Annotated in this window: 13 protein-coding genes and 3 riboswitches; of the genes, 6 read left to right on the top strand and 7 right to left on the bottom strand. The window is 55.0% G+C overall.

Going from position 1 to position 13,699, the window contains the following annotated elements; genetic code table 11:
- The first annotated feature begins 23 nt into the window (after nucleotides 1-23).
- A riboswitch (Lysine riboswitch) is annotated at nucleotides 24-205 on the top strand.
- 91 nt (nucleotides 206-296) lie between these two features.
- The 3 genes from GYMC52_RS04655 to GYMC52_RS04645 all read left to right on the top strand — a co-directional run bounded on the left by GYMC52_RS04655 (nucleotide 297) and on the right by GYMC52_RS04645 (nucleotide 4,422).
- Entirely contained in the window at nucleotides 297-1,721 is a 1,425-nt protein-coding gene (locus tag GYMC52_RS04655) for an amino acid permease (protein WP_015731669.1), read from the top strand.
- A 125-nt stretch (nucleotides 1,722-1,846) separates the two neighbouring features.
- Nucleotides 1,847-3,868: a S9 family peptidase gene (locus GYMC52_RS04650; RefSeq protein ID WP_013523259.1), complete on the top strand. Its 2,022-nt coding sequence runs from the start codon at nucleotides 1,847-1,849 to the stop codon at nucleotides 3,866-3,868.
- A gap of 5 nt (nucleotides 3,869-3,873) precedes the next feature.
- Nucleotides 3,874-4,422 (top strand): short-chain dehydrogenase, encoded by a 549-nt coding sequence (locus GYMC52_RS04645; protein WP_013523258.1) that lies wholly within the window; start codon nucleotides 3,874-3,876, stop codon nucleotides 4,420-4,422.
- Nucleotides 4,423-4,483: 61 nt separating this feature from the next.
- Here the strand turns inward: GYMC52_RS04645 and GYMC52_RS04640 are convergent, their stop codons facing one another.
- Both GYMC52_RS04640 and GYMC52_RS04635 read right to left on the bottom strand, forming a co-directional pair.
- On the bottom strand, nucleotides 4,484-5,050 hold the full coding sequence (locus GYMC52_RS04640; protein WP_013523257.1) for a phosphate propanoyltransferase: 567 nt from the start codon (nucleotides 5,048-5,050) through the stop codon (nucleotides 4,484-4,486).
- An 87-nt stretch (nucleotides 5,051-5,137) separates the two neighbouring features.
- Nucleotides 5,138-5,587 carry a MarR family winged helix-turn-helix transcriptional regulator gene (locus GYMC52_RS04635; protein ID WP_013145964.1) on the bottom strand — a complete coding sequence of 150 codons (450 nt, stop codon included), beginning with the start codon at nucleotides 5,585-5,587 and terminating at the stop codon, nucleotides 5,138-5,140.
- A gap of 221 nt (nucleotides 5,588-5,808) precedes the next feature.
- Between GYMC52_RS04635 and GYMC52_RS04630 the strand changes: the two genes are divergently transcribed.
- Nucleotides 5,809-6,543 (top strand): ZIP family metal transporter, encoded by a 735-nt coding sequence (locus tag GYMC52_RS04630; RefSeq protein WP_013523256.1) that lies wholly within the window; start codon nucleotides 5,809-5,811, stop codon nucleotides 6,541-6,543.
- A gap of 46 nt (nucleotides 6,544-6,589) precedes the next feature.
- On the opposite strand, the gene GYMC52_RS04625 is transcribed toward GYMC52_RS04630, so the two are convergent.
- From GYMC52_RS04625 to GYMC52_RS04605, 5 genes are all read right to left on the bottom strand, one after another.
- The gene (locus tag GYMC52_RS04625; protein WP_013145966.1) at nucleotides 6,590-7,132 is read right to left on the bottom strand and encodes a 1,2-dihydroxy-3-keto-5-methylthiopentene dioxygenase; all 543 of its coding nucleotides are present in this window, start codon (nucleotides 7,130-7,132) and stop codon (nucleotides 6,590-6,592) included.
- A gap of 34 nt (nucleotides 7,133-7,166) precedes the next feature.
- Complete coding sequence (locus GYMC52_RS04620; RefSeq protein ID WP_013145967.1) at nucleotides 7,167-7,799, bottom strand: methylthioribulose 1-phosphate dehydratase; 633 nt, start codon at nucleotides 7,797-7,799, stop codon at nucleotides 7,167-7,169.
- Nucleotides 7,796-8,458 carry a 2-hydroxy-3-keto-5-methylthiopentenyl-1-phosphate phosphatase gene (gene mtnX / locus GYMC52_RS04615; protein ID WP_013523255.1) on the bottom strand — a complete coding sequence of 221 codons (663 nt, stop codon included), beginning with the start codon at nucleotides 8,456-8,458 and terminating at the stop codon, nucleotides 7,796-7,798. Before mtnX ends, GYMC52_RS04620 begins: the two co-directional genes overlap by 4 nt.
- The gene (gene mtnW / locus GYMC52_RS04610; RefSeq protein WP_013523254.1) at nucleotides 8,455-9,696 is read right to left on the bottom strand and encodes a 2,3-diketo-5-methylthiopentyl-1-phosphate enolase; all 1,242 of its coding nucleotides are present in this window, start codon (nucleotides 9,694-9,696) and stop codon (nucleotides 8,455-8,457) included. The genes mtnX and mtnW overlap by 4 nt, the downstream gene beginning before the upstream one ends.
- A gap of 71 nt (nucleotides 9,697-9,767) precedes the next feature.
- Nucleotides 9,768-9,876, bottom strand: a riboswitch (SAM riboswitch).
- A gap of 84 nt (nucleotides 9,877-9,960) precedes the next feature.
- Complete coding sequence (locus GYMC52_RS04605; RefSeq protein WP_013523253.1) at nucleotides 9,961-11,148, bottom strand: pyridoxal phosphate-dependent aminotransferase; 1,188 nt, start codon at nucleotides 11,146-11,148, stop codon at nucleotides 9,961-9,963.
- Between the two features lie 97 nt (nucleotides 11,149-11,245).
- Between GYMC52_RS04605 and GYMC52_RS04600 the strand changes: the two genes are divergently transcribed.
- A complete protein-coding gene (locus tag GYMC52_RS04600) occupies nucleotides 11,246-12,058 on the top strand; it encodes a carbon-nitrogen family hydrolase (RefSeq protein ID WP_013523252.1) in 813 nt (270 codons plus the stop codon).
- 94 nt (nucleotides 12,059-12,152) lie between these two features.
- A riboswitch (SAM riboswitch) is annotated at nucleotides 12,153-12,321 on the top strand.
- 138 nt (nucleotides 12,322-12,459) lie between these two features.
- The gene (mtnK, locus tag GYMC52_RS04595) at nucleotides 12,460-13,650 is read left to right on the top strand and encodes an S-methyl-5-thioribose kinase (RefSeq protein WP_013145972.1); all 1,191 of its coding nucleotides are present in this window, start codon (nucleotides 12,460-12,462) and stop codon (nucleotides 13,648-13,650) included.
- Nucleotides 13,651-13,699: the final 49 nt, after the last annotated feature.

Below are 13,699 nucleotides of genomic sequence, written 5' to 3'. Positions count from 1 at the left end.
AACCATATACCCTCTCTCCACTTTAATGGGATAGAGGTTGCGGTGAACAAAAGTAGCGCTGCCGAGGCTCGGAGCGGTCCATGACGCAGCGGGAAAGGGTTCACCGCCGAAGTTTGCGGCGCGCTCCGGCGGCGCAAGCTGGGCCTGCGGCCGAACAGGTGCAGGACTGCCATCGCCTGTCAGGCGGTGGAGCGCTATCGCCATTCAGTTGGATGCGAACCGATCATGCACCCGCTGAAGAGGCGCGGGTGCTTTCTTTTATTTTTGCTTATTTTCAAGGAAGGAGCGTTTTCATCTTGGACAATCAGCGAAAACTTGGAATTTGGGTATTAACGGCGCTCGTCGTTGGCAATATGGTTGGTTCCGGCATTTTTATGCTGCCGCGCTCGTTGGCGGAGGCGGCGAGCCCCATCGGCGTGATGCTCGCCTGGCTGCTGACCGGAGCCGGCGTCCTCATGACGGCGCTTGTGTTTGGCAACTTGGCAATCCGCAAGCCCGACTTAGGCGGCGGTCCGCAAATTTACGCGAAGGAGCTGTTTCCGAAAGGTTCGAACTTGTCGATTTTATCCGGCTTTATGTCATCATGGGGCTACTGGGTCGGCAACTTTGCCGGCAACGTCGCGATCATTACAACATTTGCAAGCTACTTGTCGACGTTTTTCCCGGTGCTGACGAGCGGCCAAACGGTGTTCTCCGCCGGGTCGTTCACCTTGAAGCTTGGGAACTTGTTGACGTTTCTTGTCTGCACGGCGCTCCTTTGGGGGATGCATATCATCATTTTGCGCGGTGTAGAAGGCGCTGGCAAGCTGAATTTTGTTGCCACCGCGGCCAAAGTGCTTGGCTTTTTCCTATTTATCGTCATCGCCTTGTTTGCCTTTGACAAAGCGGTCATCGGTCCGCTTGATGCCCCTCGCTATGACAGGAACGGACAGTTGATCGGTTTGCTTGCGCAAATCAACAACGCCGCTTTATCGACGCTCTGGGCGTTTGTCGGCGTCGAATCGGCGGTGGTGTTCGCTTCCCGCGCGCGCAAACAAGCGGACGTAAAACGGGCGACGATCGCCGGCCTGCTCATCGCCTTAGCCATTTACATCGGCATCAGCTTTTTGGTGATGGGCGTCTTGCCGCAACGCGAACTGATTCAATCGGAAAAACCGCTCGTGGACGCCATCAATGCCATCGTCGGACCGGCGGGCGGCTACGTGTTGGCTGGCCTTGGGCTGATCAGCTTGCTCGGTTCGACGCTCGGCTGGATTTTGTTGAGCGCCGAAGTGCCGTACCAGGCAGCCAAACAAGGGATGTTTTTGCCGGTTTTTTTGAAGGAAAACAAAAAAGGGGCGCCGAGCTTCTCGCTCACATTGTCAAACGCCCTGGCGCAATTGTTCATTTTCTCGACCATTTCCAACTCGATAGCAACGGCGTTTGACTTCGTCATTTACATCGCCACGCTCGCTTATCTCGTTCCATATTTGATTGCTTCCGTCTTCCAGCTGAAGCTCACGCTCACTGGGGAAACGTATGCGGCAGGACGGGAGCGGCTCGCTGACGGCATCGTTGCGGCGCTGGCGACCATCTATTCCGTCTGGGTCGTCATTGCCGGGACGGCGGATATGAAAACGTTCCTGCTGGGCGTTGCCTTGCTGGCAAGCGGCGTGATCTTCTACCCGCAGGTGAAAAAGTCAGCGCAACAGGCAAATGAAAAACAAAAACTGTCGGCATAGCCAAAAAACGGACGCCTATCGTTTGGGCGTTCGTTTTTTTCTGTTTTGGGGCAGGATCTTTTCTTTCGTAAGACGAAATATACAATGTAGTTCCATTTTACTTAAAAGAAAGAGGGGGCCCACTGATGAACAACAACGAACACCCGACGAAACGCCGCGGCATGACGACGGAAGATTTGCTTCGCCTCCGCTCGGTGCGCGACCCGCACTACGCCCCGGACGGAACGCGCGTCGTGTTTGTGGAAAAATCGATTGATGAGGAAAAACAATACCGCTCCCATTTATGGCTATGGGCGGCAGACGGCTCCGTCCGTCCATGGACGTTCGGACGCTGGCGCGACACGAAGCCGCGCTTTTCCCCAGACGGCCAAACGATCGCCTTTTTGTCCGACCGCTCGGGGCGCACGCAGCTTTGGCTGTTGCCTGCCAATGGGGGCGAAGCGCGCCAGCTGACGTTTTTCAAAAACGGTGTGCGCGATTACGTTTGGTCGCCGGACGGGACGTTTCTCATCGCCCTAACGACGCTTGGCGACGAAGAAACGATCGAAGACCGAGAAGAGCAGAAAACGGCGGAACAAAAACCGGCCGATTCGAAACCGCGCGTTGTCGAGCGGCTGTATTACAAGTCGGACGCCTCCGGCTTTCTTGACGGCAAACGGGCGGTGCTCGCGCGCATCGATGCGCTGTCGGGAAAAATCGAAGCGTTGACGGGCCGCGAGGAGGAAATCGGTTCGTTTGCGATTTCGCCCGATGGACGGACGCTCGCCTTTGTCGCCAACCGAAACGAGGATCCGGACACCACCTTTACCCGCGACATTGTGTTGCTTGATCTCGAGTCGAAAGCGGAAACGAACTTGACGAACGGATGCGGCACATTCGCTTCGCTCGCCTGGTCGCCGGACGGAACGAAGCTCGCCGCCATCGGCCATGATCTTGCTTATCTCGGGGCTACGCTTCACCGGCTTTACGTCTTTGAGCCGGAACGTGGAACGAAGCGGGTGTTGACCGCCGATTGGGACGTCCATCTCGGCGATGCCATGGTCGGCGACACACACGCTGATGCGAAAGGGCCGGGACCGATTTGGGCGAGCGACGGAAGCGGCCTGTATGTCACCGCCTCGGAGCGCGGACGCGTCAACTTGTATTTCGTTCCGATCGACGGCCCGATCGTTCCGGTGATCGAAGGCGATTTTCATCTATACGGATTCACCGTCCATCCGAATGGACGGCAAGCTGTCGCCGCCATCAGCTCGCCTACGTCCGTTGGCGATTTATATGCGGTCTCACTTGCGGATGGAACGAAAACACGGCTTACGCGTGCCAATGAAGCGCTCGAAAACGAAGTGGTGTTCGCCGATGCCGAACCGTTTACGTATCGATCGGCGGATGGTTGGGAGATTCAAGGCTGGATCATGAAACCGCCCGGACTCTGCGAAGGGAAAAAGGCGCCGCTTGTCGTCGAAATTCACGGCGGGCCGCATGCGATGTATGGATTTACGTTTTTCCATGAATTGCAGCTGCTCGCTTCATCCGGTTATGCCGTGCTGTTTACGAACCCGCGCGGCAGCCACGGATATGGACAGGCATTCGTCAATGCCGTGCGCGGCGACTATGGCGGCATGGATTATGAAGACATTATGGCTGGCGTCGACGCCGCGATCAGCAAGTTCGACTTCATTGACGAGACACGGCTTGGCGTCACCGGCGGCAGCTACGGCGGGTTTATGACCAATTGGATCGTCGGGCATACCGACCGGTTCAAAGCGGCTGTCACCCAGCGTTCCATTTCCAACTGGCTCAGTTTCTCCGGAGTGAGTGACATCGGCTACTTTTTCACAAAATGGGAGGTCGGCTGCGACATCTGGGAAGACGCGGAGCGGCTTTGGCATCATTCACCGCTCAAATACGTCAAACATGTGCGCACGCCGCTGTTGATTTTGCACAGCGAGCGCGATTACCGCTGCCCGATCGAGCAGGCGGAACAGCTGTTTATCGCATTGAAACAACTCGGGCGGGAAACGAAACTTGTCCGCTTCCCGGACGCCAACCACGATTTGTCCCGCACCGGCAACCCGGTGCTCCGGCTTGAGCGGCTCCGCCATATTGTCGGTTGGTTTGATCATTATTTGAAAGGACCACTTGGTTAATTGCCATGCACGCACTCGTCATCGGTGGGACAGGCATGTTGGCTGATGTGTCGCTTTGGCTTGTGCGGAAAGGATATCATGTGTCCGTCATCGCCCGCCGCCGCGCACGGATGAAGCAGCTCATCGACCGCACTGGACAGAGGGCATCCATCACCCCGCTTCTTGTCGATTATCGCGATCAAAAAACGCTATGTTCTTTGATTTGCCAAACGATCAGAAAAAATGGAACATTTGATCTGATCATCGCGTGGGTGCATACGGATGGAAAGCGGGCGTTGCCCACTGTCATTGAAAAAAATAGCGGACATCCCGGCTCTTGGCGGCTGTTTCACGTGCTTGGCAGCCGCGCCGATCCAACCGAGATGAAACAGGAACTCTGTTTGCCTGCCGCTTGCCTGTACCGGCAAGTTCAGCTCGGCTTTGTTGTGGAAGAACGTAGTTCGCGCTGGCTCACCCATCAAGAAATCAGCGGCGGCGTCATGGACGCCATCCGGCGTGATGCGCCGTTTCATCTTGTCGGCACACTAGAGCCATCCAAGAAACGCCCGCGTTAACGGAAAGCGCCCTCTCGGGACGAACGAGAGGGCGCATTGTCTCCCATTGCTGCGGATGACTTCACGACGGAAGCAGTTCGACATAATCGCCGGTTTTCAAGCCAGCCGCGTTCGCTTCATCCGTGTCAATGTGCATATCTAAAGCAAAATCTTCGCTGACGCGGACGATGACTTCATCGAAAATGAGCGCCCGTTCCCCTTGCGTTTTCACTTTCACGACTTGTTTGTCGCGGACGCCAAACGTTTCCGCATCTTTCGGCGTCATATGAATGTGCCGCTTGGCAATGATCACCCCTTTGTCGACGGTCACCGTCCCCTTCGGCCCGTGAATCGTAATGCCTGGCGTTCCGTCAATATCGCCGGATAAGCGGACCGGGGGCGCGACGCCAAGCTTGAAGCTGTCGGTTTTCGAAATTTCAAGCTGCGTCAGCGAACGGACCGGTCCGAGGACGCGGACGTTTTCAATTTTCCCTTTCGGCCCTTCGACCGTCACCGTTTCCTTGGCGGCGAACTGTCCGGGCTGCGACAACGGCTTGAGCACCGTCAGCTCGGCGCCTTCGCCAAACAGCGCCGCCATATGCTCTTTCGATAAATGAATGTGGCGGTTGGACACCCCAACAGGAATCATCAATGGTGATCTCTCCTTTTTCTTGCAGTGTTATGTTCTTTATATAACGTATCCATTTTCGGAAAAATTAAAGAGACTGACGCGAGGTCAGTCTCTGCTTTTTGCGCCGTAGCCTAATTTTTTCAGCAACACGATGGCCTGTTCCTTTTCTTCCGGCGTCAGGGCCGCCACCGTTTCATGGATGGTCTCGGCATGTTCGGGAAACACGCGCTGGATGAACTGCCGGCCGCTGTCGGTGATCGACGCATACGTCACGCGGCGATCCCGCTCACAGGCGCGGCGGATGATCAAGCCTTTATTTTCAAGCTTGTCGATGACATACGTGATGCTGCCGCTGGCGAGCAAAATTTTTTCCCCGATTTGCTGGAGCGGCTGATCGCCTTTATGGTAAAGCAGTTCGAGCACCGCAAATTCGGTCGGATTCACGCCGAACGATTGAATCGACTTGTTTACTTGGTCGCTGACCGATCGATATGCCCGCGATAACACGATGAATAATTTTAATGACTGCTGCAACGCCTGTTCCTTTTGTTCCATAGCATCCAACCCTTTAAAGTTGACATTTTCTTACTTTCATTATACTGGAACAGCGAATTCCCGGGCAACCGTTTTTTGTTTGCGATGATGCATTTTCCTGGTTCACGGCTTTTCCTTCGGCTATGATAAATTTATTATAATGTCGGCGCTTGGGCGACTGTCACATTCCGCTGAATGATGCATATGTGAAGAAGGAGAAAAGATGTCAGGGAGGGAAGTGGATGAACCAAGTGTTGGTTGGAAGCGTGCTTTCCGCCTTGTCCACCGGGCTTGGCGCCGTGCCGATTTTGTTTATGGCCAAATCGCTCACCCACCGGTGGCGTGACGTACTGCTGGCCTTTTCCGCCGGCATTATGATGGCGGCTTCGATGATGAGCCTCATCCCAGAAGCATTGCGGTCCGGCGGCTTTTGGGCGCTTGTGATTGGGCTGGCAGCGGGGGTTTTCGTATTGACGTTGCTTGAAAGGACCGTCCCTCATATTGACTTGGAACATACAAAAAGCGGCTTGCAATTTGATGAAAAAGCGATGCTCATTATTGCCGCCATCGCCTTGCACAATTTGCCTGAAGGACTGTCGGTCGGGGTGAGCTACGCCTCGGACAGCTCTTCGCAAATCGGCAATTTAATCGCCCTGGCGATTGGCTTGCAAAATGCACCGGAAGGGTTTTTGGTCGCTTTGTTTTTAATCAACCAGCAAATCGGGCGCTTGAAGGCGTTTCTGATCGCCACGTTGACCGGTGCGGTGGAAATCGTCACATCGCTGCTTGGTTTTTACTTAACCTCCCTTTTTCGTGAGCTCGTTCCGTACGGGCTGGCGTTCGCCGCGGGGGCGATGCTGTTTATCATTTACAAAGAGCTCATTCCCGAAAGCCATGGCGATGGAAATGAACGGACATCGACGTATGCGTTTATTGTCGGCATTTTGTTTATGATTTTTCTAACACAATCGTTTTAACGGAAACAACCCCGCCGCCTGTATATAAGCAGCGGGGTGTCCGTTGTTATTGGACGGCTTCCTCTTTTTCTTCATATGGATGAGCGACCCAGCCGGACGGGTCGATAAACAAGCGCACCGCAACGACCCGACGGTCATCCATGAGCGTAAAGTAATGCGGATTCCCTTCCGGCACGGAAATGACGTCGCCGGCTTCAAGCTCTACATCAAAATAGCCGGTTTCTTTGTCGCCTTTGATGATGAAAATGCCATGGCCGGCCGTAATGGCGCGCACTTCATCTTCCGTATGGATGTGCACTTGTTCAAATTTTTTCAGCAGTTCATCCAAGTTCGGCGTCGCGTCGGACAGAGCGACGATATCCCACGTTTTGTAGCCGCGGCGCGCCGCCAAATCTTCAATTTCATCTTTGAACGCCGCTAAAATTTCATTTTTTTCTTCATCCGTGAGTACGTATTTGTCACGCAAATGCTCCGGCAGTTTCGTGATGTCCCAATGTTCATACAACACCCCTTGACTGTTCAAAAACGCGCGCACATTGTCTTCTCCTTCAATCACTTGACCCGTTTTTCTCACTTTGATGACGGCCATTGTTCACATCCTCCTTTGGAAAAATGTATATGGATTAGCCAACCGGCAGGCCGGCCCGCTGCAAAAGCAGCCGCTTCACCTGCCAGCGGAACAAAAACTCCCATGCCTCCAAATGTTTTTTCGCTTCAAACGCTGTACGCCCCCAGACCGTGATGCCGTGGTTTTGGATCAACACCGCGCCGGCGTCGCCATGGATATAGTTCGCAAACTCCCGAGCGAGCGTCGGAATGTCGGCGTAATTGTCAATGATCGGGATGCGCACTGCGGCATTTTCCTCCCAAATGCCGAACGCCTTGATGATTTCCTGGCCGGAAAAGACCGCTTCCCCGTTTTGCGCATACAGTTCAGAAATCAAGTTGTTGTCGACAGTATGAACGTGCAAGACGCAGCCGGCATTCGTCCGTCCGTAAATTTCCGCGTGCAAGAGCGTCTCGGCCGAGGGCTTCAAGTTTGTTTCCTCCGCCGGTTTTCCGGCGGCGTCAACGAGCAGAAAATCCTCGTCTGTTTGCTTCCGCTTATCCTTGCCGCTCGCTGTCACCAAAAACGTCAATGGGTCGTCCGTCACCTTGATCGACAAATTGCCGCTTGTCGCGAAAAACCAGTCGCGGGCGGCGAGCTCGGCTTTCACTTCCGCGAGCTCGTTCCACTTTTTCACGACGATGCTCATACGATCACCTCCATTCGCTGCAACGCATCAATCACGTCAAAAAACGTCGCAAACGGCGCATGCGGCAAGCCGAGCTCTTGGCATTTTTGGAGCAGAAAATCGCGCGCCAGCACGTAATCCGCTTGCTTCGCCACCGCTAAATCCGTAATCGAATCGCCAATGACGACATGGTATCCGTCCGGGCGGGCAAGCTTGCGAAGGAGCGATGGCTTGCAGCAGCCGCAGCCGTTTTGGCATTCAACGTCGCACGCATGCGGCCATGTAATGCGAATGGTCTCGCCGCTGAAATCAGAGCCGTTGCAAAAAATGCGCTCCGGTTCAATGAGCCCTTCAAGCAGCGGATAGACGAAAAAGTCGATGCCGCCGCTGACGATATAAAGCGGGATTCCCCGCTCTTTCGTAAACGCGACAAACTCTCGGAATCCCGCGCGCAACCGAGCGGTGCGCCGCAGGAAATCCACAATTTCATCCTTCAACGTGGACGGAAGGAGGGAAAACATCTTCCCGACTCCTTCCTGAACAGAAATGCGCTCAGCGAGAATGTCGTCTTTTAACGCCTCCCACTCCGGCGGGGCGAACTGTTTCATAATCGCGATGATGTTGTCGTTTTCCGTAATGGTGCCGTCAAAATCACAAAAGAGAACGAGCTGTTTCGTCATGCTTCCACCTCAACGACGCCCCAGCGGTCGATCGCTTTTTGCAGCGCTTCGTTTTCTGCTGCCGCCGCACGCAGCGGACGGCCGGCCAGCACCGCGTCGATCGCCGCGCGAAACGCCCGTCCGCCACCGATCGCCCCGTCCGGATGGCCGTGGATGCCGCCGCCGGCGTTGACGATGCTGTCAAGGCCGAAATCGCGGACAAGGAGCGGCACCAATCCCGGGTGAATGCCGGCCGACGGAACCGGAAATGCCCGAGCGAACGGCTCTTGGTCGTCGGTGAGCGCCCTTGCGATGCCAAGCGCCTGCTCACGCTCCAAGGCGACGCTGCCATACGGCGACGGGAACAGGACAAAGTCGGCGCCGGCGAGCCGCAAAAGCTTTCCAAGCCAAAGCGAAGGAGCCACCCCATAAAACTCCGACGGCGTAACGGCGCCGCTGAACGCCGGGTGAGCCATAATCGGCAGCGCAATCTCCTCGTCTTCACGCAACGCTTGCAGCACATCAAGCCCATAAGCGAAGACGTTAAACAACAGCACATCAGCGCCAAGCTCGGCGGCTCGTTTCGCTTTGTCCTTTAACGCAAACGTTTTGCCGGTCAAGTTGACGGCATACAACGTCCGCTTGCCCGTTTGTTCGTACACTTCCTGAAGCGCCGTCTTGCCCTCGGTGATCCGCTTTTCAAACGGAAGAAGTTCGCTGTCAAACAAAATTTCGTCATCTTTCACCAAGTCAACGCCGCCGAGCGCCTGTTTTTTCAATTCCGACGTCAAATACGCCAAATCGCGGCCGATCATGCCTTTAAAAATGCTCATCAACAATGGGCGGTTATGGACTCCGACTTTCTCGCGAATGCCGGCGATGCCAAAGCGCGGCCCGGGAAACTGCCGCTTCCATTCATCCGGAAACTCTAAATCAAGCAGCCGCACTTCACCGTCGAGCGACAGCTTGCCGAACGTCGTGACCAACAATGCCGGCAAATCGGCGCTGAAGTTGACTGTCGGGTAGGCGATTTTGACGATCGCCCGCTTCAGCCGCTTGCCGAAATACGCGTTTACCCGCTCGCTTTCGCCAAGCTCTTCGATCGCAACGACTTCCCCTTTATGTTTGCGGAGCTGCTCTTGCTCTAATGCCGGCAAGTCCGTCCATGTGCCAACCGTCAAGCCGAGCGCGATCCCTTCCGCCTTTTTCCGAATGTCTGTTTCATCATGAAGCAAATACGTTGCAATCACTGCACTCATCGTTCATCCCTCTCAATCTCGAAATAAAAACGCCTCTTCATAAGAAGAGGCGTCACTCATCCATGGCGCTCTTCTTATCTCTCAGCGTTTCCGCTGCAAGAATTAGCACCGTGCTTGGCGCGCGCCAAGCCGGTTGCCGGGCTTCATTGGGCTCGTCCCTCCGCCTGCTCTTGATAAGAAAGCCTGCTCGTTTATGCACTTGTCAAACAATTGGCAAATTTACTTTGAATTATGACATCACCGATTGGCGTTGTCAATCATTTTTCAAAAATTTTTTTCGAACAATCCAAGGCGGCCGATCCGCTCCGCTGCTTCGCGAAGCCGCGCTTCATCGGTCAAGAGGCCGACGCGCACATACCCTTCGCCGTGCTCGCCGAACCCGATGCCTGGGGCGACGGCGACATGCGCCCGCTCAAGCAACATGTCGGCAAACTCAGCGGATGATATGCCTTTTGGCAGCGGAAGCCAGGCGAAAAACGACCCGGATGGCGCCTGCACCTCCCAGCCGGCCTCGCAGAGCGCAGCGATGAACGCATTGCGGCGCGCCTCATACAATGCGACCAGCTCCGTGACACAATCTTGCGGACCAAGGAGCGCCGCGGCGGCCGCTTCCTGGATGGCGCCGAACAAGCTGACATACAAATGATCCTGCAAAAGCTCAAGCGCCCGAATGATCCGCTCGTTGCCGACGGCAAACGCCACACGCCAGCCGGCCATATTGTATGTTTTCGAAAACGTATAAATTTCGACGCCGACGTCTTTCGCCCCATCGACTTCCAGGAAGCTGACCGGTTTCCGGCCGTCAAAGCCGATCGCCCCATAAGCGAAATCGTGCACGACGGCAATGCCGTGCTTGGCGGCAAACGCCACTGTCTCCGCGAAAAATTCCTTTGTCGCCGTCGCGCCGGTCGGATTGTTCGGATAGTTTAAAAACATGAGCTTCGCTTGGTCGGCCACTGCCGCCGGAATGGCTTCATAGTCCGGCAAAAAACCGTTTTCCGCAACAAGCGGCATCATTTCCATCCGCGCGCGGGCAAGCGCGATCCCCGACCAATAGTCCGGATAGCCCGGGTCCGGGACAAGCACCACATCGCCCGGGTTGACGAGGCAAAGCGGCAGTTCGACAAGCCCGGCCTTGCCGCCGAACAAAATGGCGACTTCGCGGTCTGGATCGATGTTCACCCCGTATTCACGCGCGTAAAACGCGGCGATGGCTTCTTTCAAAAAGAAGTAGCCTTGAAACGGCGAATATTTATGGTATTTCGGATTGGCCGCCGCCCGCTGCATCGCCTCAACGATATGCTTTGGCGTCGGCTGATCCGGGTTGCCTTGCCCTAAATTGATCACGTCGCATCCGGCCTTGATTTTCTCCCCGACTTTTGCGACAAGCGAGGCGAAAAATTGCTTTGGCAGCTGCTCAAGCAACTCGGAAAAAGGAATTTCCATCGTCATCGCCCACACCTTCTTAAAAAATTCTTGAAATTCTAGTGCAACATCATATATCGTAAAAAGCAAAATGTAAAGCAAAATTTTTTCGAGGTGAAAACTCATGACGATCCGCATCGCCTGCCTCCAGCTTGATATTGCGTTTGGCGACCCGAACGAAAACGAACGGCGCGCGGAAAGCGCCATTGAATCGGCCGTCAAGGACGGCGCGAATATCATCGTGCTGCCGGAATTATGGACGACCGGCTACGATTTGACGCGCCTAGATGAGATTGCCGACGAAGGCGCCGAACGGGCGAAAGCGTTCGCCTCCCGCCTAACGCAAGCACACAGCATCCATCTCGTCGCCGGCTCGGTCGCTAAAAAAACAACAACCGGCGTGACGAACACGATAATCGTGGCCGACCGGAACGGTCAAATCGTCGGCGAATATAGCAAACTCCATCTGTTCCAATTGATGAATGAACATTTGTATTTGCAGCCGGGAAGCAGCTTAGGCTTGTTTTCGCTCGACGGGCTTTCATGCGCCGGGGTCATTTGCTATGACATCCGCTTTCCGGAGTGGATTCGCGCCCATGCTTTGGCTGGGGCGGAAGTGCTGTTTGTCGTCGCCGAATGGCCGCTTCCCCGCCTGCACCATTGGCGGACGCTCTTGATGGCGCGGGCGATTGAAAACCAATGCTACGTCGTCGCCTGCAACCGGGCTGGCCGCGACCCGAACAACGTCTTTGCCGGCCATTCGCTCGTCATCGACCCATGGGGCGAAGTGATCGCCGAGGCGGACGAGAAGCCGGGCATTCTCTCGGCCGACATCGATCCCGCGCTCGTTGCGGACGTCCGCGCGCGCATCCCGGTGTTTGCCGACCGCCGGCCGCACGACTATGAAACGGCAAAAAATTTTTTCAAAACGTATTGACAATCGATTGGCCGACCATGTATCATTCGAATCAAACAACCAAACAATTGATAACATCGTGAAAATTGCAAAAACTGAATACACGAAGTCAGTACTCTTATCAAGAGTTGGCTGAGGGAATTGGCCCAATGAAGCCCAGCAACCGACCGTAATGCTATCGTGAGATAGGGCGCACGCCAAGGGCGGCGCCGGAAGCGTCATGCTTCCGCAGGGCACGGTGCTAAGTCCAACAGAAAGACCGATGTCTTTCTGAAAGATAAGAGGCGCGAAGAACGAATGAATCTTCAAGCCTCTTTCCGTATGCGAAAGAGGCTTTTTCATTTGCCGGAAACGCCGAGTTTTAGCGCGCATCAGAACCGGCATTTGAAAACGAGCGAAATGAAAAAAGGGGGAACAAGGCAATGACCACTGTTCAAACATCGGTTTACGAACCGCTGACCGAACCGAAGGCGGTATCTCTCGCTGTCCGCCTCGGCTTATTCCGCGACGGGGCGCCTCTTGCATGCCGCGAGATCGGCGACGGGAACTTGAACCTTGTTTTTCATATCGTCGATCAAGAAACGAAACAAGGCGTCATCATCAAACAAGCGTTGCCGTACGCCAAAGTGGTCGGCGAAAGCTGGCCGCTCACGTTAAAGCGCGCTGTCATTGAAAGCAACGCGCTGCGCACGTTTGCGAGCTACGTGCCGCAATACGTGCCGAAAGTCTACTATTCTGACGAATCGCTCGCCATTACGGTGATGGAAGACTTATCCCGTTTGCAAATCGCCCGCAAAGGGCTGATCGAAGGGAAAACGTATCCGCTTTTGTCCCAGCATATCGGCGAGTTTGTCGCCAAAACGGCATTTTATACGTCTGACTTCGGCATGAACCAGCAAGAGAAAAAGAAATTGGCGCAAAGTTTCGTCAATCCCGAACTGTGCAAAATTACCGAAGACCTCGTCTTCACCGACCCGTTTTTTGACCACGAAACGAACAACTTTGAAAACGAATTGCGCCCAGACGTTGAAGCGCTTTGGCGCGATGACCGCTTGCACCTAGAAGCAGCAAAGCTGAAGCGCAAGTTTTTAACCGAAGCCGATGTGCTCTTGCATGGCGATTTGCATACCGGCAGCATTTTCGTAAGCGCCGACGAAACGAAAGTGATCGACCCGGAATTCGCCTTTTACGGTCCGATCGGGTTTGACCTTGGCCAATTTTTCGCCAATTTGCTGTTAAATGCGTTGTCCCGCTCTGAATTAGAGCGCCAACCGCTCTTTGACCACATCGACCGGACATGGGACGTCTTTGCGTCCGTGTTCTCAAACCTTTGGCGCACCGAGAGCGTGGAAACGTACGCCGCGACGCCGGGCTTGCTCGAGGACGTGCTCCGGCACGCGTTCATCGACGCCGTCGGCTTTGCCGGCTGCGAAGTCATCCGCCGGACGATCGGCCTCGCCCATGTGGCGGACCTTGACGGCATCGAGCACAAAGATGAACGGCTTGTTGCCAAACGGCATGCCCTCCGTCTCGGCCGCCGCTTGATCATTGAGCGCCGCGTGTTCACCGGAACGGAAGACTTCCGCCGCCTGTTTGCCGAAACGGAACAATAATGCCATACAATCGTCCGGGTCTCGACGCAAGCTGCGCGGCGCTGACCCG

The sequence above is a fragment of the Geobacillus sp. Y412MC52 genome, from assembly GCF_000174795.2.
GTDB classification, from domain to species: Bacteria; Bacillota; Bacilli; order Bacillales; family Anoxybacillaceae; genus Geobacillus; species Geobacillus thermoleovorans.
The sequence above is the reverse complement of the archived record's forward strand: the minus strand, read 5'-3'. Positions and strand labels throughout refer to the sequence as shown.

Bases quoted from the DNA above. Each gene is read 5' to 3' on its own strand.
- GYMC52_RS04630 (WP_013523256.1), top strand. From the start codon at position 5,809: ATGAACCAAGTGTTGGTTGGAAGCGTGCTTTCCGCCTTGTCCACCGGG.
- GYMC52_RS04635 (WP_013145964.1), bottom strand. From the start codon at position 5,587: ATGGAACAAAAGGAACAGGCGTTGCAGCAGTCATTAAAATTATTCATC.
- GYMC52_RS04640 (WP_013523257.1), bottom strand. From the start codon at position 5,050: ATGATTCCTGTTGGGGTGTCCAACCGCCACATTCATTTATCGAAAGAG.
- mtnX (WP_013523255.1), bottom strand. From the start codon at position 8,458: ATGACGAAACAGCTCGTTCTCTTTTGTGATTTTGACGGCACCATTACG.
- mtnW (WP_013523254.1), bottom strand. From the start codon at position 9,696: ATGAGTGCAGTGATTGCAACGTATTTGCTTCATGATGAAACAGACATT.
- GYMC52_RS04650 (WP_013523259.1), top strand. From the start codon at position 1,847: ATGAACAACAACGAACACCCGACGAAACGCCGCGGCATGACGACGGAA.
- GYMC52_RS04625 (WP_013145966.1), bottom strand. From the start codon at position 7,132: ATGGCCGTCATCAAAGTGAGAAAAACGGGTCAAGTGATTGAAGGAGAA.
- GYMC52_RS04645 (WP_013523258.1), top strand. From the start codon at position 3,874: ATGCACGCACTCGTCATCGGTGGGACAGGCATGTTGGCTGATGTGTCG.
- GYMC52_RS04620 (WP_013145967.1), bottom strand. From the start codon at position 7,799: ATGAGCATCGTCGTGAAAAAGTGGAACGAGCTCGCGGAAGTGAAAGCC.
- GYMC52_RS04600 (WP_013523252.1), top strand. From the start codon at position 11,246: ATGACGATCCGCATCGCCTGCCTCCAGCTTGATATTGCGTTTGGCGAC.
- GYMC52_RS04605 (WP_013523253.1), bottom strand. From the start codon at position 11,148: ATGACGATGGAAATTCCTTTTTCCGAGTTGCTTGAGCAGCTGCCAAAG.
- mtnK (WP_013145972.1), top strand. From the start codon at position 12,460: ATGACCACTGTTCAAACATCGGTTTACGAACCGCTGACCGAACCGAAG.